We start from the raw sequence: 21,669 nt of genomic DNA on the forward strand, positions 1-21,669 counted from the left end.
TATCTAAACCGATTGTAGTAATCTTCATAGGTGGACCCGTCCTCTTTCTGATGAGTTTTAGCGACTACATCGTGGCCCATTGCGAGGCCGATTTAAAGTGGATGGGTCCATTCCATTATCCATGACCAACAAAACCAAAGGTATTGCTTAGAAATTAAGCTTACCTGGGATATCTTGAACCTTGGCTGAACCATAATCTTACTGCTCGTTACGCATCTCTTGGCATTGAAATCCCTGTTTACGGGAGTCAAAACCACATTTTAGACCGCATTCCCAAGGCACGTTATCGTAAAAAGATGATTGCTCTTTGGCAAAGTCTCGACAGGCCTCATAGCTGTTGAAATTATCAGTTTTTTTATACTTACCAGAATCATAACCATGGGTATAAATAAAAGATGACCAAGTTTCTGGGCGCGTGTCTTTCTCCCCTGAGGAGATAAACCAAATCGCGCTGGCAAAACAGGAAAGTAGGATCAATACAAATACAGGTACAACGGGGAATTTCATTTTTAATTAGAGGTCATAAAACAGTGTGCGAAGGATAATACTTTTTTAGGTAATATGCGCGTTAAAAAGTCACAAATTAATAACTTTATCCCTTATTGGGTATTGGATACAAAAAGATACGATATCATCTGAAATTTTCTATCATATTTACTAATTTATACAAAAGCTTACTGATTATGTGCTGTTAAGGGGAGCGTTTTGCATTAAGCTCGAGTTCAGGTTAGATTTTGTACGGTATAACGCAGAAACTATTAGGCCTAGGAGGCAAATATGAAAGTCCAGTTCCTATTACTCGCCGGTGTGTTGAGTTGCAGTAGTGTGTGGGCCGCCGATGAGGCGAAAACTGACCCTGTGACTGAAGACGGAGTGGTGAAGATTGTTTGGCAAAATCCAAAAGATTTTCGTGATATTAAATCTTCGGGCGAAATTCAGTCCCGTTATGAAAAGCGTTTATTCGATACCTTAACCACAAATATCAATAAAGAAGCCGTAAAAGTCTTAAAACCGAACCAAAAGTTGGAGATGACAGTTACTGATGTCGACTTAGCGGGCGATATGCGTCCAACCTTTGGGGCGACAGCTGATGATTTACGGGTGATAAAAGATCTTTACCCACCCCGTATAACCTTTAGTTATCAAGTGCTTGAAAATGACAAAGTGATCATCGCGGGGGATGAAAAACTCTCCGACATGGGCTTTATGTCCGGCATTCAGTCAGTGAATGACAAGCCATTTATGTATGAAACAAAAATGCTCAGCGATTGGTTGAAAAAAACCGTTGCGCCTAAGTTGTAGGCATTAGTCCCATCTAAGCACTCAAGGCTTGAAGAGTCTCTTCTCGTTCTTCTAACAGGCAAAATCCGTTACTTGCGGATTTTGCCTGTTTTTTTGCCTTGGCACTTAAGGTCGATAGGCTGTGCTCATTGCAGTTAAAGGTATGGGCTGGTGTGAGTACGCCAACGCATAGGCTGATCAACTTGTGATAACAAGCTTGTCCTTGCCTGTCATCTGCTAGCATCTCTTGGGCTTGCCAATGTTCGGCACTATAGAAGAGAGGTTTATTGGTTTCAAAATCCGTCAATATCCGTTGGCAACGATCGATAAGTTGATTGCAGGTACTGATCACCACAAAGTCATCGCCGCCCACATGGCCAATAAAGCAGTTGTCCGTCTTGTATTTCACTAATAGGTTGGCGACCTCGCAGATCACCTCATCGCCGCGGCAAAAGCCGTAAATATCGTTATAAGGCTTGAACTGACAGAGATCAAAATAGGCCAAGTAGAAAGGCTTTTGTTGAGTTCTGAGACGTTTTAGTTCTTCTTGGATCGGCACATTACCGGGTAAATCCGTTAAGGGATTGGCATGCCTTGCCATTTTGATCCTGTGCTCTGTGATCCGCTGGAGCAAATCTTTGGTGTGGCCAATGCCGAGCAACTTGCCACGGCGCAGAATAATAAATTGCTGGGCGACGGTATTGGCGCTCTCTGAGGTCAATAACTGACTCACAATGGAGAGCGGTTCGTTAGCTTCAATTTGTAGCACTTGGTGATCCATCACCTCGCTAACCGCATGATTTTCATGAAGCGCCCGACCATAGGGGGTACTGAAAAGTTCGAGCAGAGTGGCTCGGCTAATAATCCCCAGCGGCAGTTGATCTTGCGCCACAACGACAGCTTGTAAGGTGGGTTGGGTGCTAAAGGTGTCGCTTAGGTGCTTCAGCTTGAGTGTCGGCACCACTGTTATTGCATTGGTACAGAGGCTTTCAGCGGATTCGCTATATCTTGGCTGAATTTGGGTGTTGTTAGGGACTAAGGTCGCTTTCATTGTGCGACTTGGTTGTGCCTCTGGACGTCCAAGCAAATAACCTTGGCAATAAACAATTCCTAGCTGTTTAAGTACGGCTAGTTCTTCTTGGGTTTCAATTCCTTCGGCAATCACTTTACAAGTAAGGCTTTGACAGAGTTCGACAATCGAGCGCACAAACTCTTGTTTAACTGGGGTCGAATCAATTTGGTGGATAAAGTGCCGATCGATTTTTACATAGTCGGGGGATAACTCTGACCATAGCCGTAAACCCGAATAGCCTGCACCTAAATCATCAATAGCCGTCATAAATCCTTGGCTACGATAGTGATTCAGGCAAGATTTGAGTAAATCAATGTCATCGGCGGGATATTGCTCCGACAGCTCAATTACCACTTGTGAGGGTGAAATCCCGAGTTGTTGCAACAGTTGCAGCGTCATACCTTTAGGGTGAGCCGGATCGAGCAGGGCTTTTGGGGAAATATTGATAAACAAGCGCCCTTGAAACTGACGTAGCTTAAATTGCTCCAGCGCAATACGGCGGCATAAGGTTTCTAACTCACTCAACTTGCCTTGATGTTCGGCGGTTTTAAAGAGGGGAACGGGTGAATATAGTGGGCTGTGTTCTGGCCCACGACTGAGCGCCTCAAAGCCGTGGATCTTATGTTCCAATATATTGAAAATGGGCTGAAATAGGGGGCTGATTGCCCCCTTCGCAATTATCTTATCAAGCTCTTGTGCTAGATCTAAACTCGTCATTACTTCTGCCCCCGCAACAATGTTTGCGGAGTCTATGACTTAGAAATGACAAAATGATGACAATTTGTGCGGCTGAAAATCCACTCGTGGAAATGGAATTAACTTTGCTTTTTAAAGGCGTGCAGCGTTTGCAGCAGCGCGGCCAGTTGACGCACTAAGGTTTCGAGTGCGACGGGGTCAAGGCTAGTGTGTTGCTGCAATTTAGTTAAGTCATCGACCAGTTCTTGCACGTATGGCAAAAAGCGATTGCTTGAAACCATAAACCCTTGTTCGGCTGTAAAGATACTCGTGAATTTTCCATGGCCAGCTTTTTTCAATTCATCTAACTTAGCGTCGGCATCGATGGCTTGGCGATAGGCGATTTGAAGATTTTCTTTCAGTTGCTCTATAACCTTAGTGTGTGGCATAACAGCGTCTCATTGCAAAATTTGCAGGAATTATAAGGGGCAAAGGATATGGCAACAAGTCGGTGGCGACTATTACTCGTACTCTTAAGTGTTACGCTGTTTGCAAGTGGGATAACTTGGGCTGCGCCTTCGGATAAGCCGCCATTTTATCGTGTGCAATGGCTGGGGAAATCTGCTTATCTGCTGGGCTCTATTCATATTGGTCGTGCTGATTTTTATCCTATGCCTGCACAAGTTGAGGCGGCGTTCGCCAAATCCAAAGGACTTGTTGTCGAAATCGATATGAATAAGGTTGATAGCCGCGCCTTATTGCAAAAATACGGTATGGCAAATTCAGCGCAAGGGCTTGATTGGCAAAGTAGAGATAAACAAACAGTCACTACAATGAACCAATATTGTGGGGATAAAGCGAGTTTATGTCAGTCAATTCAAGCTTTCGCGCCTTGGCTACAGGCATCTCAACTTAATCTATTACGCTACAATGGCTTAGGTTTTAGCACCGATTATGGTGTCGACATGCAGTTGCTTGGGCGCGGGGATAAGCCCGTTTATGAGTTAGAGACGGCTGAGTCACAGTTTCAATTACTTGCCTCCTTCGATAGTCAAATCCAGTGGGCAATGGTACGTGAAGCTATTGATGCGCCGGATGCTGAGCTGCTCTCACTGGTTGATGCATGGCGCAGTGGTGATGAAGCCGCGCTGGATACGCTAATGCAGGAGCAACTGGGTGGCGAGGGTGATACACAGATGCTGGATAAAATTCTCTGGCAGCGTAATAAAGTGATGGCTGATGGGATAATAAGATTAATGGGTTCAGTAACTGCTAGCGAGCCTTTATTTGTGGTGGTGGGAGCGGGCCATGTGGTTGGCGATAAGAGTGTGGTGCAACTCCTTAAGCAGAAGGGCGCGACAGTAACCGCCTGTTGGCGTGAGCAATGTGACTTATCATACTGATATTTATTGATTTGACTAAGATTGTGCTTGGGACTCTGAATTTTAACGCACTTGGTGCACTGAGTTAGGGGCAAATCATCGGGTGATTTAATAATATAGGACGCCAAGGCGTCCTATATTATTTCGCGATATTACTCAGATGCTTGGGACGTTGCAGCACTTTGCCCTAAAAAATGCACATAACGACCGAGCGAAATATAGGGCTCACGTTGGGAATATTCGAGCTCCATCACCAGCAGTTTTTGATAGTCAAAATCCGCAGCTTGCTGTTTTTTCAAATAATCGTGAATGACTCGCACGCCCGACTCGCGCTGCAGGGTCATGTGCCATTCGGCAAACCATTGTTTAACATCATGGATATAAAGCGGGTGCGTTGGTGTGAGGCGTACTTTCTTCTTCACTTTTAGATCGGCGGCCACATAGTCGAAATTACCCGACACCAGCGCATGGAATCGCATCGCTTCTTTATTATAAAACATCAGCGAAAACAGCCCATTGGGCTTAAGCATGGTCAATAAGCCTTCCATGGTGGTCTTGGCATCGACTAGCCATTCAACCACGGCATGACAAAGGATAAGATCGAACATGCCATGTTCAGCAATCGATAAGGCTTGAATGGGCGAATGTACTAAGCTGATGGCCAATGGCGTGTCGCTGGCATCGATTTGCTCTTTCGCTTGGGCGAGCATTTCAGCGGAAATATCGCACAGTACGACTTCATGTCCGAGACGTGCTAGCTTTTGGCTGAAGTAACCAAAACCGCCGCCGGCATCTAAAATTCGTAATTTTTTATCGCCAAATTGCGCTAATGCAGGAGCAAGATCGCGCCATAACACGGCAGCACGGATTTCACCTTTAGGCGTGCCATAAATATTCTTCGCGAATTTTTGCGCGAGTTTATCGAAATTCTTATCTTGCACGGGTTAACTAAGTTAAAGACTGGGGGCGATAGTGTCGCACAGGCGGCATATTTTCGCACTTTTCCTGTAGCTGCGATGATTGTTGCTTTAGGGGTTGAGTGTAACTTTTTGATTTTAAAGGTAGTAAAAAATCCTACTTTACTTAGGGATACCCAGAACTCGATCCTCTAGGGTATAATCATGCCGTTTTCGATAAACCTGACTCTAATATACCCAAGCGACCTGAAGATATGAGTTTCAGAGCGTCTAGGGGGCTTCAATTCAAGGCGCATCAATGAAGGAATGTGAACACCTTGTGAATTGATGCAACACCGAAGTGGAGTGCCCTAGGCGCTCCGTCTCGGCGGGTTTTAACGCTCTTTATGCTGTGTTGGTTATTTTTAACTTAGTCCACTAGGTCCGCAAATAACCGCCTTGCCTAAAGAGCGTTACATTCCCGCTGAATCCTCATCTTCAGGTTGTTTGGGTATAATTGTCCATTCGGAGAGTCAGCATCAGCCCTTTTAAGACACTGTTTTGCCTGTTTTACACTCGTGATTTTTTGATTTTCCAGATGTTATGCATCTGTCCGGGGGTATTGCTGGCTATCCGTGCATAGGGATAGTTAATTAAAAGGTACTCAGACTTGAATAATGCATATTGTGTTGAATTGAACGCGATGCCGTCGCTGTTTTCTCTTTATCGCAAGATTTTCTTTGGCCGTAAACCCGGTTGGGATCAACAGCCGCTGCCTTATATCAAGGTGAGCGCGCCCAATGTGAAGGTGTCCGAGGCAAAAGTCAGCCAATATGCGCAAGTGTGTGGTTTTGATTTCGACGGTAAAATATTACCTCCCACCTACCTTTATGTGATGGCATTTCGCCTGCACGCGGTGATTTTTACCCATGATGGCATTACCTTCCCGTTACTTGGGATGATCCATTTAAAGAACCGTATTCAAGTCTATCGCCCTACCACGGTCGATGACGTGTTTTCCCTAGAATGCGCGCTAACAACCAGCCGTGAAACTGATTCGGGCTTAGAGTTTGAGTTTGTTTCTAAGGCCTTTGTGGGCGAAGAATTGGTGTGGGAATCGCTATCGACTTACCTCTATCGCATAGAGACTGCCGGTCGTCGCGTCCGTCCACCAAAGGCACTTGAAATGGCTTGGGACTCGCCTCAATCCTGGGAGTTAAGTGAAGATTTAGGTCGTCGTTATGCCAAAGCGTCGGGTGACTATAACCTGATCCACCTGCATCCCGTGCTGTCGAAACGTTTTGGTTTTGACCGAGTGCTGGCCCATGGTATGTGGTCTAAGGCGCGCTGCTTAGCGGAATTGATGCCTGAGATTGGTGAGCGCCCCTTTGTGGTCGATGTTGCCTTTAAGCTGCCGTTACTGATGCCCGCTGAAGTGGGATTTGGTTACGAAAAGTCGCCAGACAAGTGGGTGTTTGAGCTGCGAGACAGTAAAGGTCGCAGACCGCACCTCAGTGGTGAAGTACAACTTTAAGCAGGATCAAGATAACGGCGCCGAGTGCGCCGTTATTGTTGGTGTTGTTTGAGGGGGATTTGCGGGGGTTAAGGCACGCTGTGTCCGGTTGATGCTTGCCAGATACTAAACCATTGCTGCCGGTCTAATGTGAGCGTCTGCGCGGTCACCGCGGTTTTTATCCTCGCGATATTACCACTGCCAATAATCGGTACGGGTCGACTCGGTAACATCCGCACCCAAGCATAAATCACTTGGCTGATATCTTGGGCGCCAATCTCATCGGCGATGACTGCTAAGGTTTGTTGCAAGCGAATGGCCTGTGGATGGCTATTGTCAAAGATTTTTCCGCCGCCTAAACAGGACCAAGCCATCGGCCGAATGCGCCGCTCCTGACATAAATCGAGACTGCCATCGTGTAAACTCGCCATCATTAGCGGAGAGATCTCCAGCTGATTAGTGACTAAGGGCTCAGTTAATCTCGACTGCAATAATGACAACTGCGCATTGGTGAAGTTAGATACCCCAAAATGTTGCACTTTCCCAGCTTGTTTTAAGTCAGCAAAGGCATCGGCCACTAGATCGGCGTCCATTAAAGGATCGGGCCTGTGGATCAGCAACAGATCTAAATAATCGGTTTTAAACGACTTGAGTGACTGCTCCACGCTGGCAATAATATGCGCTTTGGAGGTGTCGTAATGGTTCACGTAGCGCTCGGGACGGCAATTGAAGGCGGGTTTTATGCCGCATTTGCTCACTAATTGCATCTGCTGTCTTAATACTGGTTTTAGCGCTAATGCTTCGCCGAACAGGGCTTCGCACTGGTATTGGCCGTAAATATCGGCGTGGTCCATAGTGGTCACACCTAGGTCTAAATATTGTTCTATCAGGTTAAGTCGCTCGGCGGGTGACATTTGCCAACTGTGCATTCGCCAAAAGCCGGCAACAAACTCTGAAAAAGTAAAAGGGGATCCGTTCATGTTGTTTCTCTTTTGGGAATCTGTATTTTGTAGGGTGAAGGGCCTTGGTCGATTTATTTGATGCAGATTAAGGAATCGCTCATTAACCCTTTCGATGGCTATATATCTTAAAGCTAATCACCTACTATCCGCCATATTCAATCAGCGGTGGCTGATACAAACTGTTTGCACGCTTTTGTTCCGTATACTCATTTCCTATAAAAGTTTGTATACCAACGTTCCAGAGGAAAATATTACCCATGCTAACCGATATGGAGATTTCGCGCCGCGCGCATCTAAAAGATATCGCACAACTTGGTGCAGAGTTTGGGTTGTTGCCCGAAGAGATGCAGCTATTTGGTCATACCAAAGCTAAGGTGGAGCCACAAGTACAGCAGCGCTTAGCCGGGCAACCAAAGGGGAAGCTGATTATTGTGACCGCAGTGACGCCAACGCCCCATGGTGAAGGCAAAACCGTGACGACTATTGGTTTAACGCAATCGCTCAAGGCGCTCGGCAACAAAGTCTGTGCCTGTATTCGCCAGCCCAGTATGGGGCCTGTATTTGGGGTGAAAGGTGGCGCCGCAGGCGGTGGTTACGCCCAAGTGGTGCCCATGCAGGAGCTGAATTTGCACCTAACAGGCGACATTCATGCTGTGAGTAGTGCACATAATCTTGGGGCGGCGGCGATTGCTTCTCGGCTTTACCATGAGACGCGTTTGGGGCGGGCGGAATATGAGCGTCAATCGGGATTAAGGTATTTAGATATTGATCCTAAGGGTATTCGTTGGCACAGGGTGGTTGATCATAACGACCGTTGCTTGCGGGAAATTGAGGTGGGATTGGGTGAAAACAACGGTCCCGCTTATCATTCAAGATTTGATATTACTGCCGCTTCAGAGTTAATGGCGATTCTGGCGCTGAGCGGCAATCTGGCGGATATGCGCGCACGTATAGGTAAGTTAGTGCTAGCCCTTAATCGCCAAGGAGAGGTCATTAGCGCGCAAGAGCTTGGTGTCGCAGGTGCGATGACGGCGATCATGGCGGAGGCGGTAAAACCCACTTTAATGCAGACCTTAAACGGCGCGCCTTGTCTTATCCATGCGGGACCCTTTGCGAATATCGCCCATGGTAACTCGTCAGTCATTGCCGATGATATCGCCTTAAAACTGGCCGATTTTGTGGTGACCGAAGGTGGGTTCGGCTCCGATATGGGTTTTGAAAAGTTCTGTAATATCAAGGCGCGTCAGTCGGGATTAACCCCGAGCGCCGCGGTATTAGTGACTACTTTGAAAGCACTAAAGGCCAATAGTGGCCTATCGTCCGATGCAGATATTAATGCACCAGACCAAGTCCGTCTCGAGGCGGGTTTTGCCAACTTAAACTGGCATATCAACAATGTAGCGCGTTACGGTATTCCCGTTGTGGTGGCGATTAATCGCTTTGCCACCGATACGGACGCCGAGCTTAACTGGTTAATTGAGGCTGTAAGTGCTACCGCGGCATTTGGTTGCGAACTTAGCGAGGCTTTTAGCCAAGGTGAAATAGGCGCCATTAGCCTCGCACAAACCGTAATCCGTGCCTGTGAGCAGCCAAGCGAGTTTCGGTTGTTATATCCTGATGATATGGACTTAGAAGCTAAATTATCGACCTTAGCTGAAGTGGGTTATGGCGCCGCAGGGGTGAGCTTATCCGATGCGGCTAAGCTGCAATTACAGGAGCTCAACTCGCTTGGTTATGGGCATTTACCTGTTTGCATGGCGAAAACACCCTTATCCATTAGCCACGATCCTCAGCTTAAAGGTGTCCCTCAAGGCTTTATGGTACCCGTGCGTGAATTGGTACTGCATGCGGGGGCTGGGTTTATCACGGCATTGGTAGGTAATGTGATGACTATGCCAGGGCTTGGGTTAACCCCTGGTTATTTAAAGATAGATATCACCGCTGATGGTGAGATTACTGGATTAGGTTAGTTTGTTAGCCATTTGAATGTAAAGATGAAAAGGCGCAATCAAAGATTGCGCCTTTTGTTAAGAATTCGCTTTGACGAAAGACTATTTACTGGTTTGGTAAATATGCACATCGCGCTGTGGGAAAGGAATGCTGATACCCTCAGCATCAAAGCGCATTTTCACTTCACGGGTGATATCCCAATATACATCCCAATAGTCTTCTGGTTTTGCCCAAGGGCGGACGATAAAGTCGACCGAGGATTCTCCTAATACGTGCAACTTAATCAGTGGTGCAGGTACTTTTTGCACTTTCGGATGCGCCTCAACAATCGATTTTAGTACCGCTTCGGCCTGCTCAATACTATCGCCATAGCCGATGCCAAATGTCATATCGACTCGGCGCTGGTGCTCGGCGGTAATATTGTTGATGGTATCCCCCCAAATCTTATTGTTGGGAATGATAAGTCTCTGGTTATCTAATGTTTTAATGGTGGTAGAGACTAGGCTCATATGGCTAACGCGCCCCGATACGCCAGCCGCATTAATCAAATCGCCGACATCATACGGACGATAGATCAAAATCATCATGCCTGAAGCAAAGTTGGAAAGGGTGTCTTGCAGGGCAAAACCGATGATCACACCGGCAATACCAAAACCTGCCAGCAGGGGGCCTAGTTCGATACCAAGCTGGGATAAAGCAATCAGCAAACCGATAGTAAATACAGCCTTGCCCGAGAGTGAGGTAAAAAAGTCTTGCAGTAACTTACTGAAATTTAACTTAGAATTGCTAACTGTATTACTCACTATCTTTTTCACCAGTTTGCCCACAAGGTTAGCGACAAATAGGAGCAGACAGAAGATAAATAATTTAAAGACTAAGGTAGGTCCGTGGTTAATAGCTTGATCTTTAGCGGTATTTAGCCATTGCTCGATTAAGCTCGATGCCACATCAATGCTTAACACATCCTGCGTAATATCACCGGAGATGCTAAACAAGGTCTTTTTCAGCAGGGCGGTGTTTTGCCCTAGTGCATCAAGTAGTTCGATATCTATGCTGAGGCTAAGGCTGTTTTGCGCTAAACGGTCTTTTAGTTGTAGCACACGACTGGTTTGCGCTGAGGTAACATTTTTCCCCGCATTGGTGGCGTCATTCACCGCATTTTGTAATTGTTGCTGGGTATAAGTGACAAAGCTATCAAAGTTATCTGCACGGCCAAGCAGGATTTGGGTGAGCTGTGTTTTTTCTGCCGTCACATCTTGGCCAAGTTGACTCAGCCAGTCTAGGGTCTCAAGTCGTTGCTTGTAATTATTGTCTTTGTCGAGTTCACGCTTTGAGATCTCAAGTAAGGTTGCATCATCATCCGGTGTACCGAGTTTCTTGGATAATTTGCTGACGATATCATTAAAGTAGTCGTTAATTTTCTGATTAAAAAGCAATTGCTCTTGAACGAGGGGCAATATTAAGGCTTTGTCGTAACTGTCATTGTCTAAAAGTGTTTTAATCTTATTGCGTAACTGTAAGGACTTATTTTGAATGCGATATTCAACAATGGTGCGTAATTCACCTTGGTATTGAGCTAAGCGCGCAATGTCCTCTTTAATGGCGGTCTGAAGTGTGGTTAATTCACTTTGGGTTTCGTTTGATGCCGAAGCGGTTGGGCTGGTCGTAATGGGGTCTGGATCTGCAGCGAATACCTTGGCACTCATCAGTAGTGGAAAGCTTAGGGCAAGTATCAATATTAGCGAGCGGCGCATAGACGTTATCTTCGACAAAAAGAGGTAGGTATATGATAGGTGTCGAGCTAAACCCTGTAAAATATCAACAGCATAATAGACTAACAATGTTTAAAATTTGTGCGCCAGTTTACAGCTTTAGGCCATAGAATGAAGCTCTGAAACCTCGACGCTAATTAGTTCGACTGAATGGGATAAGGATCTGATAAACTTAGCGCCCCATAGTTAGGAATGTACTTTACATGCTGTGCTCCCATTGTCATCTGTCGATTAAAATTGCCCAAATTACCCAGCAGCGCGGAAAGGGCTTTCACGCCCAAGTCCAATGTCCCCATTGTTCAGCGTGGCTTGGTCATAGTCCTAAGTTATTGAAGTTAAAATTGTTTGGTTTTTATGCGAGTGCCCTGACGGGCTTATACAGTTACTTCGATGCCTCGACGCGGCATTTTTTGATCCCTGTGATGATCTTCTGTGTGATGTTGCTGCTGGTGAGCCATTTTATGGATCAGCTGCAAACGATTGAGGCACCAGAGAAGCAAGACGATAGCGATCAACGGCAAAAGTATCGCTAGAGATGGGATGACACTGGTTTAACCCTGTCGAGCCGTTTAGGGGCCTACCACTGAGGCTCGACATTGTTTTACAGGGTGAACCTGTTATTGAATAACCTGTTCTTGACTCTCTAATGAGTGTTCTACGTAATAAATCCCGCCCAAAATGACTGCGCCGAAAATCACTATCCCTAAGATTAATCCTAAGTTTTCACGAAAGAATGCTAGCATTTTGGTTGCCTTTTGCTGGGTTGAATAGAATTAAATATTTAGCCTGTATAACACTGGGCACATAATAGATTCACTGACTTAAGCTAATCTTAAATAACTCTTTTTGCCAATAATGTGCTCTTTTTAAGGTGCCATTAGTTGCAATGGTAAATATCTTGTAACGCATTGCTTGACCATTACCTTATTGCAACTTACTAGCGGCCTGACTTAAACTTGTGCCACTTTTTACTATGGGGACGACTGAGTGAGACTAGATAGTCACTTAAGACGCACAATTTCGATATGGCTTGCCGCCGTATTGATACTGCTGTCTTTTGTTGCCTCAGCCCATAGTGTGACTCACCTTGATGATGGGGCGAAGACGCACTGTACGCTCTGCTTCCATCAACATCAGCTAAATAAAATTCTGTTCACAGCTCCGCAGACGCTAAATTTAGCGATACAGCGATTTGATGTTTGTGAGTTTGTCTTACCCGTTACCTTCTTCGAACACGTCAGTGTTTACCTAAGCCGTGCGCCGCCTGTTCTCCATTAAATCAACTTTAATATTTTAACTTATTGTATTTCTTGATGACTTAATTTAGTCATCGAGTGCTAGTTGTATTTTGGAGATATCATGACTGTTTTTAACAACCGAATTTCTTTGGTGGCCTTGGCGTGCGCATTTGCTTCGCCGACGTTATTTGCTGCTGACTCAAGTTTAACCAATCCAGCGATCAGTGCGGTGCTGAATGGCTATTATCAAACGGCTGAACGCCCATTGGCAGAAACCGCCGAAGGATTTGGTTTAGGTGAAACTGAGTTGGCGATGAGTGCCAATATTGACGACATGTTCTACGGCAAAGTGACCGCCGTCGTTGAGATGCATGATGGTGAAACCGAGCTTAATCTTGAAGAAGCCTTTATCCAAACCATGGCAATGCCTGCGGGTTTTTCCATCCGTGGCGGACGTTTCCTGTCGGATATCGGTTATCTAAATAACCAGCATTTACATACCGATTCATTCACCGACCGTCCGATTGCTTACCGTGCATTTTTCGGCGGCCACTATTTCGATGATGGCGTGCGCTTAAACTTTGTTGCTCCAACTGATCTGTATTGGACCATTGGCGCTGAAGCGTTCAAGGGCGACAGCATGCGCGCCGCCGATGAACATGGCGAACGTGAGTTTAAAAATGTCGGTGTGTACACCTTATATTCAAAAATCGGTGGCGATATAGGGGATAACAGTTCATGGCAGGCGGGATTGAGTTACTTACGTAACGAAAATGGTCAAGTCACAGCCCATGAAGAAGGGGATGCGCACGAAGACGAAACCGCTGAGGAAGGTCATGACCACAGCCATGCGGCATCTTACACAGGTAAAAACACCTATGGTGCTGATTTTGTGTATAAATGGGCACCAAATGGTAACTATAAATACCAAAACCTGACGTTAAGCGGTGAGTATTACCGCGTGACTGACTTTGTGCCTACCGATCTTCATCCCGAAGATGCACCGAGCAAGGACTATCATCAAGGTTGGTATCTGAGCAGTGTGTATCAGTTCACTCCTAGCTGGTCTGCGGGTGTGCGTTACGGCGAGGTGGATACCCAAGAGCTCCATGGCGAGCATTTTCATGGCCAGAAGTTAAAGGAATCTGAGGTGAGTCTAGCGTGGCATTCGAGCCATTTCTCGACGGTACGTTTCCAGTACACCAATCAGAAGGGAACTAACTTCGATGGAATCGAAGACGACAATGTTTTCACTATTCAATACATTATGTCTCTGGGGGCTCACGGTGCGCATCAATTCTAATGTTGTTAAAGCGGCCGCAGTGGCCCTGTCTTTCGCTTGTTCAGGCTTTGCCCACGCAGAGCTGAATGTGTTTGCCTGCGAACCCGAATATGCCGCATTGGCAAAAGAGTTGGCTCCAAACGCCAGCATTTATTCGGCAACCACGGCCTTACAGGATCCGCATCAAGTGCAGGCGCGCCCGAGTTTGATTGCTAAAATGCGCCAAGCGGATCTGGTGGTCTGTGCAGGTGCCGATTTAGAAGTCGGTTGGCTGCCGATGCTGCAAATGAAGTCAGCCAACGCTAAGGTTCGCTCTACCGATCAAGGGCTATTTTTCGCCGCAGATCAAATCGATACCTTAGATAAGTTAGCGAGTGTGGATCGCAGCATGGGCGACGTGCATGCTCAGGGAAATCCGCATATCCACTTCGATCCGCATCGTTTGCTTAGCGTCGCGAATGCGCTCAGCGCTAAGATGAGTCAACTTGATCCGAGTGAAGCGGCTAATTATCAAAAGGCCTTAGCGGACTTTAGCACTCGTTGGCAGGCGGCGATCCCTCGTTGGGAAGAACAAGCCAAACCGTTAAAGGGTAAAAAGGTCATCGCCTATCACACCAGTTTTAGATATCTGTTCAACTGGTTGGGGATTGAACAAGCCGCTGATCTTGAGCCTAAACCCGGTCTAGCGCCGACCAGTGGCCATTTAGCAAGCCTGCTCAGCCGTGCCGAGCAGGGTGATATTCTTGCGGTGGTTGTGGCGTCCTATCAGGACGAACGTGGTGCTAAGTGGTTGGGTGAAAAAGCGAATCTTCCAGTACTGATGTTACCTATGTCTGTAGGTGGAAACGATAGCAGCCAAGATCTCTTTAGCCTCTACGACAGCGCGATTACCCTCTTAAACGGGGTGAAATAAGCCTATGTTGGATCTGGAACTGATGTCGATCCTGCTGCCTGCTCTGGCAGCGGGGATCTTAGTGCTCTCAACGCACATTGTACTTGGTAAACAAGTGCTTAAGCGTGGGATTATCTTTATTGATTTAGCCATTGCGCAAGTCGCCGCGTTGGGAGCAATTGTCGCCCACATGGACCACAGGTTAGAAGACATGCCATTTTCTAATGTGTGGATGCCGGCCTTGTTCGCCCTTGCGGGGGCGGGATTTATCGCTTGGTTATCTAAGCGAATGGCGGGTGAGTTAGAAGCCATGATCGGTTGTTTTTATGTGCTATCGGCCGTGGCTGCTATGCTATTGCTGGCGAACGACCCCCATGGTGCAGAGCTGCTAAAACAATTGATGTCGGGCCAGATCCTTTGGGTGAGTTGGTCGCAATTAGTGTTACCAGCAGTGGTTTATGCTGGGGTGTTGGCGTTGATTTTTTGGCGCCCACAAATATTAAATGGTGCCGGATTCTATCTCCTGTTTGCCCTAGTTATTACGTTGTCGGTTGAGCTGGTGGGCGTCTATTTAGTGTTTAGTACCTTGATTTTACCTGCACTTGCTCTGAATAAATACCAAGGTAAAAACGGCTTGTTTTACGCCTATCTGGTCGGCCTTATGGGTTACTTACTTGGTCTGGTATTATCGGCAACCATGGATTTACCGAGTGGGGCGGCGATTGTCGCAACCTTGGCAGTCAGTGCACTGGTATTTCGTGTAGGCTTAAGCAAAATGGCTACAGTGAGTCAGATCTAACGCTAGGTTTTATGCTGAGTGTTAGGCGTTGATATTGATTTAAAAGCCCATCGATACGCTTATTGCGTGAGCAACGATGGGCTTTTGTTTGATTGTTAGCAACTCAGCTAACAGATGTAAACATTATATTGAGTCCCTAGGGCTGGGTGGCTATACTGTCGCCACTTTCACCCTTGGAGTATGTCGTGCTATTAATTGTCAGATCTGTGTTGTTGGCGGTGTCATTGTTACTTGCATTTATTTTTGGTGGCTTGGTTTGCCTATTACGACCTCGTCACCGTGACAATGTACATATGTTCGCCAAGATCTTTTCATCCGCAGCGCCGATTTTAGGGCTTAAAGTCATAGTGCGTCGGCCTAAGGAAGTGCAGGATGGCCCTTATATATTTCTAGGAAATCATCAAAATAACTTCGATTTATTCACACATACTAAAGCGGTACCTAAAGGCACTGTGAGCTTAGGGAAAAAGAGCTTAGTGTGGATCCCCTTGTTTGGCCAGATCTATTGGCTGTCAGGTAATATTCTGATCGATAGAAAAAATCGCAATAGTGCTTTTGATACCATGGCGAAAACGGCGGAAAAAATTAAGCAGAATCGTCTTTCCGTGTGGATTTTCCCTGAGGGTACGCGTTCACGGGGGCGCGGACTGTTGCCCTTCAAAGCGGGAGCTTTCCACACTGCGATTGCGGCTGGTGTGCCAGTCGTACCCGTGTTGACGTCGTGCCAAAGCCATATTGATTTGAACCGTTGGGATAATGGTGTGGTGATTATTGAGATGATGGCGCCAATCCCGACTGAAGGTTTGGATAAAGCTGATGCCAAAGCCTTTTCGGCTCAGGTGCATGAGATTATGTCGGCAAAATTTAACGAGATAAATCGCGAAGCGGCAACATTAATGGGTAAAACTATCCCGGCTGATGACGTATAATAACGTCAATTTGAGCCAGTTTTATCTTAACGGAGACAAGTCCATGTCTATTGAAAGTCAGTTAAAAGCACAATTCGCCGAGAATCGTGACATAGTGCAAGCCTTGCTCGACGATGGCTCAGAGCCTGATGCTGAATACACCATTGAGCACCATTTTTCATCGAGCAATTTTGAGCGCTTAGAAAAGGCTGCGGTTGATGCATTCAAACTTGGATTTGAAGTCAATGATGCTGAAGAAATGGAATTGGAAGATGGTTCGGTGATTTTCTGTTTTGACGCTGTTGCTTATCACAAGTTAGAAATTCCATTATTAGACAAAGCGACTGAACAGTTATTGCAACTCGCAGCCAAGCAAAAAGTGGATTATGACGGTTGGGGCACTTACTTTGTTGGCGATGAAGAAGATGAAGACGAAGAAGATGACGAACAGGACGATGGTTTTCCACATTAATACGTTGTCATAATTCTTATAAAGTAAAAGCCCATCAATGATGGGCTTTTACTTTATTAAGCCTAATTAAGTGGAAATTGGTGCTGCATGTAAGACGCTACAATTTCGGCCTTTCTGTTTGGCCTCGTAAAGCGCTTTGTCTGAGCAGGAAATCCAACTTGAACTGCTCGTAATATGTTTGCCTATTTCACATACGCCAAGGCTGACAGTCACTTTAATCTTCAGCCCCTCATACACTACGGTGGATTCAGCGATCTTTTCCCTCAAACGCTCGGTAAAGTTGAGGGCATCGGTGCCACTGGTATTGGGCATGACTACCGCAAACTCTTCGCCGCCATAGCGACCGACACAGTCGGTTTCCCGCAATGAATGACTCAGAAGATGGGCGATATGTTGAATAACCTTATCACCTGCAAGGTGGCCGTAGGTGTCATTGATATTTTTGAAGTGATCAATATCAATCATCACCAAGCTTGCTATACCAGAATAGCGGGCATAGAGATCGTACTCGTGTTCCAAGCATAGTTGCCAATGGCGGCGATTATGCAGTTGCGTTAATCCATCGGTTTGACTGAGACGCTCTAACTGTTCGTTGGCGGCCTTGATCTGCAACTTATTGACGGCGATATCGGTGACATCATAAATAATCACACTGATATGGGTAATTTTGCCGGTTAATGAAGCGAGAGGCAGCAAAGTCACGTTCTGGTACATAAAATCGGCGCGCCCAGTAATTGGGCGATAGTTTTTAAACTGAAACACGTAAGGTCTTTGTTCCCAACTAATAAATGCTCGATTTTTAAGCATAAAAACCGATTCCATTTTTTGCTTTAGCCAAGTCGCTGGCAAATCTGGGAAGCGGCTAAACAGGTTTTGACCTTTAATAGAATTGGGTGAAACGCCACTATGGTTTTCCATAAAGCCGTTCCACAGTTGGATATTATAATCGCGATCTAATACCACGAGACCCACTTCTATGGTTTGTACCATATCGATTAGCCAATGGAGTTCGTTCATTGCGCTTTGATCGTTTGACATAAGGTAAAGTCCAACTGATTAATCGAGTAAATAACCGAGTTTGTAGCTCAGTGTCGGAATAGAGTCTTCGGTAAAGAGCAACAGTAAGTCGCATTGAATATTATGATTTTCAATACGATAGTTGATTTCCATCGCTAATGTTCTGTGCCATTTTTCCGAATTATCATGGATAAGATCATTCACTGTACAGTGACGGCCTAACACCACAGGATGGGCTTGGCTGAATTTCATATCGAGTTGTTCTGAGATCCCATTCAGGAATGCACCAATCAATACGTTCCCCGTGTCGATCAGTACTTCAATCTCGGTATTCTTATCCTCAGGATTTGCAACCCCCATGAGCTTGGCCATATCTTTAAAGCTTGAATCATGGAATAACAACAGTGCTTCACCCGCAACGCCTGCACCAATAAATCCTTGGCAAAGTGCTGAAACAGTTGAGCTTTCTTCTGTTGCTTTCAGAGCCATGGTCAGTTCGCTGACTTCGAGCACGTTCACATTGGGGATAGGTAATAGGACAAATACGTCGAGTAATTTGGCGAGCAAATCGGCTGCACGGCCCATGGCAACGTTAGCGATCTCTTGGCAGGCATCACGCATATCGACTTTGATCATCGGCGTGTCTTCCACCTGATCTTTCTGCGTTAGGGTAAGAATGCCGTACTCTTGGAGGATATTACTGATGGCATCAGCACTGACGGGTTTTTGGATAAAGTCCAATGCACCTAGAGCTTTAACACGTTCATGAGCTTTGATTTGTATATCACCCGAGACCACAATGATAAGGGCGGGGAGATCGTTTTGTTGAACGGTTTGTAGTACTTCATAACCATCCATTACGGGCATATTGAGATCGAGGAAGACCACTTCGCCTTTACCTGCGCGAATGGCATCTAACCCTTCGGCACCATTGGTCGCGTAGGTAATCTCGACATCCCACTCTTTGGGAAGGGTGCGAGCCATTTGTTTACGCGCCATAGCGGAATCGTCACAGATGAGTACAGAGATTGTCATGCTGACTACAGATCCTTATTTGCCCATTTATTGAAGATAACACTAATTCTTCATGTTTGAGTGACGAATTATGTGCTTCGGGCAAGTTTGATTTACATCATCTATATATAACTTATAGATTTAATTAGCTAATTTTATTTATCTTGCCATTAAATTCTAAAGGCATAGTGCGATTAAAATTGTGGTTAGCTAAGTTAACTTCGTTATTTATCGCAAAAAATACCTCGATTTTGCGACCATCTATATGCTTAATCCATCAACAGATGTCTACAGTATCGATCCTCTATCATGCACAGATATACATGCTGTAGGTAAGCGGAGTTGCTAGAGATGCATTTTGTTCAAATTAGACGCTGGCATGGGCTGAACAGCATCGTAAATTTATTCTAACAGCTTCATAAATCAGAATTTGTTAGGTTTTAGATTGCAGCCTAACATAATCGCACACTAATACTTAACGGTGACTGACAATATTTTGACTAAAGTCAAAATTCGGCCTTATGTTACATGTTTTGGTTAATCATGCCAAACATGTTAACATTTGGTCTGGACTGACCAGTAGCAGGATATTTCATGGGTGAGCGTTGTGTGCAAGTTACGGTTGAGAATGGCATCGCAAATGTTGTGCTTAATCGTCCAGAAAAGTTCAATGCAATTAATTATTTGATGTTTAGCGAACTCGATAAAACCATCAAAAGGATTAAATCAGATCCGCGTATTCGGCTAGTAATTTTATCTGGCGCTGGAGGTCATTTTAGTTCTGGCTTGGATGTCAAAAGCGTGATGTCGGCGCCGATGCAAGCAGTTAAATTGCTGTTTAAAGGGTTGCCAGGCAATGCCAACCTAGCCCAAAGAGTATCCCTTGGCTGGCAGCGTTTACCTGTACCCGTTATCGCGGTATTGGAAGGCTGCTGTTATGGTGGAGGAATGCAAATCGCTTTAGGTGCGGATTTTAGGATAGCAAGCCCTGACAGTAAGTTATCCATTATGGAGGCCAAATGGGGGCTGGTGCCCGATATGGCAGGCCTAGTGGCATTGCGGCAAATTATGCCAAAGGATCAAGCGATGTTACTCAGTCTCACGGCAAAAGTGCTCTCTGGCGAAGAGGCTAACACCTTAGGTTTAGTGACTCAGTTAAGTGATAACCCAATGTTAAGCGCGCAACAATTGGCGGAAGAACTCCTCAATACCTCCCCCGATGCGGCTGCGGCAATTAAGCTGAGTATTAACCGCAGCTGGACTGCTTCGGTCCGTGCGTTGCTATGCCGCGAGTCATGGAGTCAAGTGAGATTACTGCTTGGCAAAAATCGTACTATCGCTGCGGTTCGTCAGTTAAAAGATCCCACTAAACCCTACAAGGATCGCCAGTCTGGCTGGTAACTTGGTTGATGCCATTAGCGAGAAAGCCATGTTAAAGACTTCCTCAATGCTGAGGCTGCGTTGCTGTGTCGAGCTTTATTTTGTTCTAGCAAGCCGTGCTCGTAAAATCAGGGGGATTAAAATTTCAATAGGCGCCGCTCATTCGGGCGGCGAATCCTCTAATGGCCGATAAACAATTCTGCCAAGCGCTTTCATTATCCAGATTCAATGCCAGCGTTGTCTGCCGATAATTGGGTGCCTCTAAGGTCACTGCCAGCGTTTTACGTTGTTCAGCCGTTTCTAATGAGGCGGGGTGACCATCGGGTGATTGAATATCGAGTATCGGCATCGTGAGTTTAGCGAGCTTCTCGGCTATGGCTTGGTTGCGCGTTTCGTCTTCACTGTAGGGATTGATGACAATCAATACATCGGGATCGGCAATTTTCTTTTGGCTTAATAGGCTTATCAATAATCCAGCACTTTGATCGGCGGTGATCAGCACTCGTTTACCAGGATAATCGCTACCAACGCTGTCGAGCTGTGACATGCTTTTAACGAGAAAGTCTTCTTGCTCAAGGAGATGCTTATTACTGTCTTCAGGCTTTACCTTTTGACTTGGTTTATTGGAAGGCGTGGTTAATTGCGCTGACCCCGCAGTCGCGACTTCAGTTGCTGGGGTGGCAAAATTGGGCGCTGGTGGTTCTGTTGGCGGTGTGAGGCTTAAGCTCGCCCAACCAGCCGCATTGATATTACGTCGGACAAAGGCCATTAATCCGGGCGCATCGGCGGTGCCATTAGTGGCGGGTAAAATAATGGCTGCACCGAGTTTTTTTCGGCCTTCCCATGAGCGGACTAAGAGTTCAAGTGGTTGGTCATCTATGGTGATTTGTTTGATCTCATTGGCGGGTAAATAGCTGCTCGCTCTTTTAGCGGGCGTCGGTTTGTTAGGATTAGACTGAGCTGCTTCGGCGCTAGGCTCGGGAGTTTGGCTACTGGGATCGGCGGCGAGTAAGCTCGCACTGGCGAGAGCTAAGGTGAGGCTCAATACCGAGGGAATGATACGCGCCATAGAATTGATAACCACCTGTGTAGTCTTATAAATTCAATTAGCTAGAGTATAACCTTAAGCTGCGTAGCAGAAGCAATTTTTGCTTGAGCTCGTGA

Annotated in this window: 22 protein-coding genes; 12 read left to right on the forward strand and 10 right to left on the reverse strand. The window is 46.0% G+C overall.

Annotation, left to right across the window (positions count from 1 at the left end):
- Positions 1–198: 198 nt before the first annotated feature.
- Positions 199–507 carry a hypothetical protein gene (locus IEY09_RS18730; protein WP_037414101.1) on the reverse strand — a complete coding sequence of 103 codons (309 nt, stop codon included), beginning with the start codon at positions 505–507 and terminating at the stop codon, positions 199–201.
- 270 nt (positions 508–777) lie between these two features.
- On the opposite strand from IEY09_RS18730, the gene IEY09_RS18735 reads away from it, so the two are divergent.
- Positions 778–1,302: a DUF3016 domain-containing protein gene (locus IEY09_RS18735; protein WP_037430174.1), complete on the forward strand. Its 525-nt coding sequence runs from the start codon at positions 778–780 to the stop codon at positions 1,300–1,302.
- 13 nt (positions 1,303–1,315) lie between these two features.
- On the opposite strand, the gene IEY09_RS18740 is transcribed toward IEY09_RS18735, so the two are convergent.
- Both IEY09_RS18740 and IEY09_RS18745 read right to left on the reverse strand, forming a co-directional pair.
- Positions 1,316–3,070, reverse strand: coding sequence for a GGDEF domain-containing protein (locus IEY09_RS18740; RefSeq protein ID WP_188872266.1), 1,755 nt, complete (start codon positions 3,068–3,070; stop codon positions 1,316–1,318).
- A gap of 98 nt (positions 3,071–3,168) precedes the next feature.
- Positions 3,169–3,477 carry a hypothetical protein gene (locus tag IEY09_RS18745; RefSeq protein WP_037414094.1) on the reverse strand — a complete coding sequence of 103 codons (309 nt, stop codon included), beginning with the start codon at positions 3,475–3,477 and terminating at the stop codon, positions 3,169–3,171.
- A 48-nt stretch (positions 3,478–3,525) separates the two neighbouring features.
- Between IEY09_RS18745 and IEY09_RS18750 the strand changes: the two genes are divergently transcribed.
- Positions 3,526–4,431 carry a TraB/GumN family protein gene (locus IEY09_RS18750; protein WP_188872268.1) on the forward strand — a complete coding sequence of 302 codons (906 nt, stop codon included), beginning with the start codon at positions 3,526–3,528 and terminating at the stop codon, positions 4,429–4,431.
- A gap of 131 nt (positions 4,432–4,562) precedes the next feature.
- On the opposite strand, the gene IEY09_RS18755 is transcribed toward IEY09_RS18750, so the two are convergent.
- On the reverse strand, positions 4,563–5,351 hold the full coding sequence (locus IEY09_RS18755; RefSeq protein ID WP_188872270.1) for a methyltransferase domain-containing protein: 789 nt from the start codon (positions 5,349–5,351) through the stop codon (positions 4,563–4,565).
- 658 nt (positions 5,352–6,009) lie between these two features.
- Here IEY09_RS18755 and IEY09_RS18760 point away from each other — a divergent pair.
- Positions 6,010–6,840, forward strand: coding sequence for a MaoC/PaaZ C-terminal domain-containing protein (locus IEY09_RS18760; RefSeq protein WP_080612392.1), 831 nt, complete (start codon positions 6,010–6,012; stop codon positions 6,838–6,840).
- A 68-nt stretch (positions 6,841–6,908) separates the two neighbouring features.
- Here IEY09_RS18760 and IEY09_RS18765 read toward each other — a convergent pair whose 3' ends face one another.
- On the reverse strand, positions 6,909–7,799 hold the full coding sequence (locus IEY09_RS18765) for an aldo/keto reductase (protein WP_188872272.1): 891 nt from the start codon (positions 7,797–7,799) through the stop codon (positions 6,909–6,911).
- A gap of 239 nt (positions 7,800–8,038) precedes the next feature.
- Here IEY09_RS18765 and IEY09_RS18770 point away from each other — a divergent pair, with 239 nt between their 5' ends.
- Entirely contained in the window at positions 8,039–9,751 is a 1,713-nt protein-coding gene (locus IEY09_RS18770) for a formate--tetrahydrofolate ligase (protein ID WP_188872274.1), read from the forward strand.
- Between the two features lie 81 nt (positions 9,752–9,832).
- Here the strand turns inward: IEY09_RS18770 and IEY09_RS18775 are convergent, their stop codons facing one another.
- Positions 9,833–11,485: a mechanosensitive ion channel family protein gene (locus IEY09_RS18775; RefSeq protein WP_099457049.1), complete on the reverse strand. Its 1,653-nt coding sequence runs from the start codon at positions 11,483–11,485 to the stop codon at positions 9,833–9,835.
- A 221-nt stretch (positions 11,486–11,706) separates the two neighbouring features.
- Here IEY09_RS18775 and IEY09_RS18780 point away from each other — a divergent pair, with 221 nt between their 5' ends.
- A complete protein-coding gene (locus tag IEY09_RS18780; RefSeq protein ID WP_188872276.1) occupies positions 11,707–12,036 on the forward strand; it encodes a hypothetical protein in 330 nt (109 codons plus the stop codon).
- Positions 12,037–12,120: 84 nt separating this feature from the next.
- Here the strand turns inward: IEY09_RS18780 and IEY09_RS20340 are convergent, their stop codons facing one another.
- Positions 12,121–12,246 (reverse strand): hypothetical protein, encoded by a 126-nt coding sequence (locus IEY09_RS20340; RefSeq protein ID WP_011621366.1) that lies wholly within the window; start codon positions 12,244–12,246, stop codon positions 12,121–12,123.
- A 244-nt stretch (positions 12,247–12,490) separates the two neighbouring features.
- On the opposite strand from IEY09_RS20340, the gene IEY09_RS18785 reads away from it, so the two are divergent.
- From IEY09_RS18785 to rraB, 6 genes are all read left to right on the forward strand, one after another.
- Positions 12,491–12,781: a hypothetical protein gene (locus IEY09_RS18785; RefSeq protein ID WP_037414078.1), complete on the forward strand. Its 291-nt coding sequence runs from the start codon at positions 12,491–12,493 to the stop codon at positions 12,779–12,781.
- An 81-nt stretch (positions 12,782–12,862) separates the two neighbouring features.
- Positions 12,863–14,044 carry a porin family protein gene (locus IEY09_RS18790; RefSeq protein ID WP_144376593.1) on the forward strand — a complete coding sequence of 394 codons (1,182 nt, stop codon included), beginning with the start codon at positions 12,863–12,865 and terminating at the stop codon, positions 14,042–14,044.
- Entirely contained in the window at positions 14,028–14,936 is a 909-nt protein-coding gene (locus tag IEY09_RS18795) for a metal ABC transporter solute-binding protein, Zn/Mn family (RefSeq protein WP_037414074.1), read from the forward strand. Before IEY09_RS18790 ends, IEY09_RS18795 begins: the two co-directional genes overlap by 17 nt.
- 4 nt (positions 14,937–14,940) lie before the next feature.
- Entirely contained in the window at positions 14,941–15,714 is a 774-nt protein-coding gene (locus IEY09_RS18800) for a metal ABC transporter permease (protein WP_037414073.1), read from the forward strand.
- 185 nt (positions 15,715–15,899) lie between these two features.
- The gene (locus IEY09_RS18805; protein WP_037414070.1) at positions 15,900–16,643 is read left to right on the forward strand and encodes a 1-acylglycerol-3-phosphate O-acyltransferase; all 744 of its coding nucleotides are present in this window, start codon (positions 15,900–15,902) and stop codon (positions 16,641–16,643) included.
- 43 nt (positions 16,644–16,686) lie between these two features.
- Positions 16,687–17,094, forward strand: a complete 408-nt coding sequence (rraB, locus tag IEY09_RS18810) for a ribonuclease E inhibitor RraB (protein ID WP_037414069.1) — start codon at positions 16,687–16,689, stop codon at positions 17,092–17,094.
- 66 nt (positions 17,095–17,160) lie between these two features.
- On the opposite strand, the gene IEY09_RS18815 is transcribed toward rraB, so the two are convergent.
- The gene (locus tag IEY09_RS18815) at positions 17,161–18,132 is read right to left on the reverse strand and encodes a GGDEF domain-containing protein (RefSeq protein WP_037414068.1); all 972 of its coding nucleotides are present in this window, start codon (positions 18,130–18,132) and stop codon (positions 17,161–17,163) included.
- Positions 18,133–18,150: 18 nt separating this feature from the next.
- Positions 18,151–19,146: a response regulator gene (locus IEY09_RS18820; RefSeq protein WP_037414066.1), complete on the reverse strand. Its 996-nt coding sequence runs from the start codon at positions 19,144–19,146 to the stop codon at positions 18,151–18,153.
- A 573-nt stretch (positions 19,147–19,719) separates the two neighbouring features.
- Between IEY09_RS18820 and IEY09_RS18825 the strand changes: the two genes are divergently transcribed.
- Complete coding sequence (locus tag IEY09_RS18825) at positions 19,720–20,526, forward strand: crotonase/enoyl-CoA hydratase family protein (RefSeq protein ID WP_088586182.1); 807 nt, start codon at positions 19,720–19,722, stop codon at positions 20,524–20,526.
- A gap of 124 nt (positions 20,527–20,650) precedes the next feature.
- On the opposite strand, the gene IEY09_RS18830 is transcribed toward IEY09_RS18825, so the two are convergent.
- On the reverse strand, positions 20,651–21,574 hold the full coding sequence (locus IEY09_RS18830; protein ID WP_037414063.1) for a DUF3530 family protein: 924 nt from the start codon (positions 21,572–21,574) through the stop codon (positions 20,651–20,653).
- Positions 21,575–21,669: the final 95 nt, after the last annotated feature.

The organism is Shewanella xiamenensis, from assembly GCF_014647135.1.
GTDB lineage: Bacteria > Pseudomonadota > Gammaproteobacteria > Enterobacterales > Shewanellaceae > Shewanella > Shewanella xiamenensis.

Bases quoted from the DNA above. Each gene is read 5' to 3' on its own strand.
- rraB (WP_037414069.1), top strand. From the start codon at position 16,687: ATGTCTATTGAAAGTCAGTTAAAAGCACAATTCGCCGAGAATCGTGAC.
- IEY09_RS18730 (WP_037414101.1), bottom strand. From the start codon at position 507: ATGAAATTCCCCGTTGTACCTGTATTTGTATTGATCCTACTTTCCTGT.
- IEY09_RS18750 (WP_188872268.1), top strand. From the start codon at position 3,526: ATGGCAACAAGTCGGTGGCGACTATTACTCGTACTCTTAAGTGTTACG.
- IEY09_RS18745 (WP_037414094.1), bottom strand. From the start codon at position 3,477: ATGCCACACACTAAGGTTATAGAGCAACTGAAAGAAAATCTTCAAATC.
- IEY09_RS18765 (WP_188872272.1), bottom strand. From the start codon at position 7,799: ATGAACGGATCCCCTTTTACTTTTTCAGAGTTTGTTGCCGGCTTTTGG.
- IEY09_RS18770 (WP_188872274.1), top strand. From the start codon at position 8,039: ATGCTAACCGATATGGAGATTTCGCGCCGCGCGCATCTAAAAGATATC.
- IEY09_RS18815 (WP_037414068.1), bottom strand. From the start codon at position 18,132: ATGTCAAACGATCAAAGCGCAATGAACGAACTCCATTGGCTAATCGAT.
- IEY09_RS18830 (WP_037414063.1), bottom strand. From the start codon at position 21,574: ATGGCGCGTATCATTCCCTCGGTATTGAGCCTCACCTTAGCTCTCGCC.
- IEY09_RS18735 (WP_037430174.1), top strand. From the start codon at position 778: ATGAAAGTCCAGTTCCTATTACTCGCCGGTGTGTTGAGTTGCAGTAGT.
- IEY09_RS18775 (WP_099457049.1), bottom strand. From the start codon at position 11,485: ATGCGCCGCTCGCTAATATTGATACTTGCCCTAAGCTTTCCACTACTG.
- IEY09_RS20340 (WP_011621366.1), bottom strand. From the start codon at position 12,246: ATGCTAGCATTCTTTCGTGAAAACTTAGGATTAATCTTAGGGATAGTG.
- IEY09_RS18800 (WP_037414073.1), top strand. From the start codon at position 14,941: ATGTTGGATCTGGAACTGATGTCGATCCTGCTGCCTGCTCTGGCAGCG.
- IEY09_RS18740 (WP_188872266.1), bottom strand. From the start codon at position 3,070: ATGACGAGTTTAGATCTAGCACAAGAGCTTGATAAGATAATTGCGAAG.
- IEY09_RS18760 (WP_080612392.1), top strand. From the start codon at position 6,010: ATGCCGTCGCTGTTTTCTCTTTATCGCAAGATTTTCTTTGGCCGTAAA.
- IEY09_RS18820 (WP_037414066.1), bottom strand. From the start codon at position 19,146: ATGACAATCTCTGTACTCATCTGTGACGATTCCGCTATGGCGCGTAAA.
- IEY09_RS18780 (WP_188872276.1), top strand. From the start codon at position 11,707: ATGCTGTGCTCCCATTGTCATCTGTCGATTAAAATTGCCCAAATTACC.
- IEY09_RS18790 (WP_144376593.1), top strand. From the start codon at position 12,863: ATGACTGTTTTTAACAACCGAATTTCTTTGGTGGCCTTGGCGTGCGCA.
- IEY09_RS18825 (WP_088586182.1), top strand. From the start codon at position 19,720: ATGGGTGAGCGTTGTGTGCAAGTTACGGTTGAGAATGGCATCGCAAAT.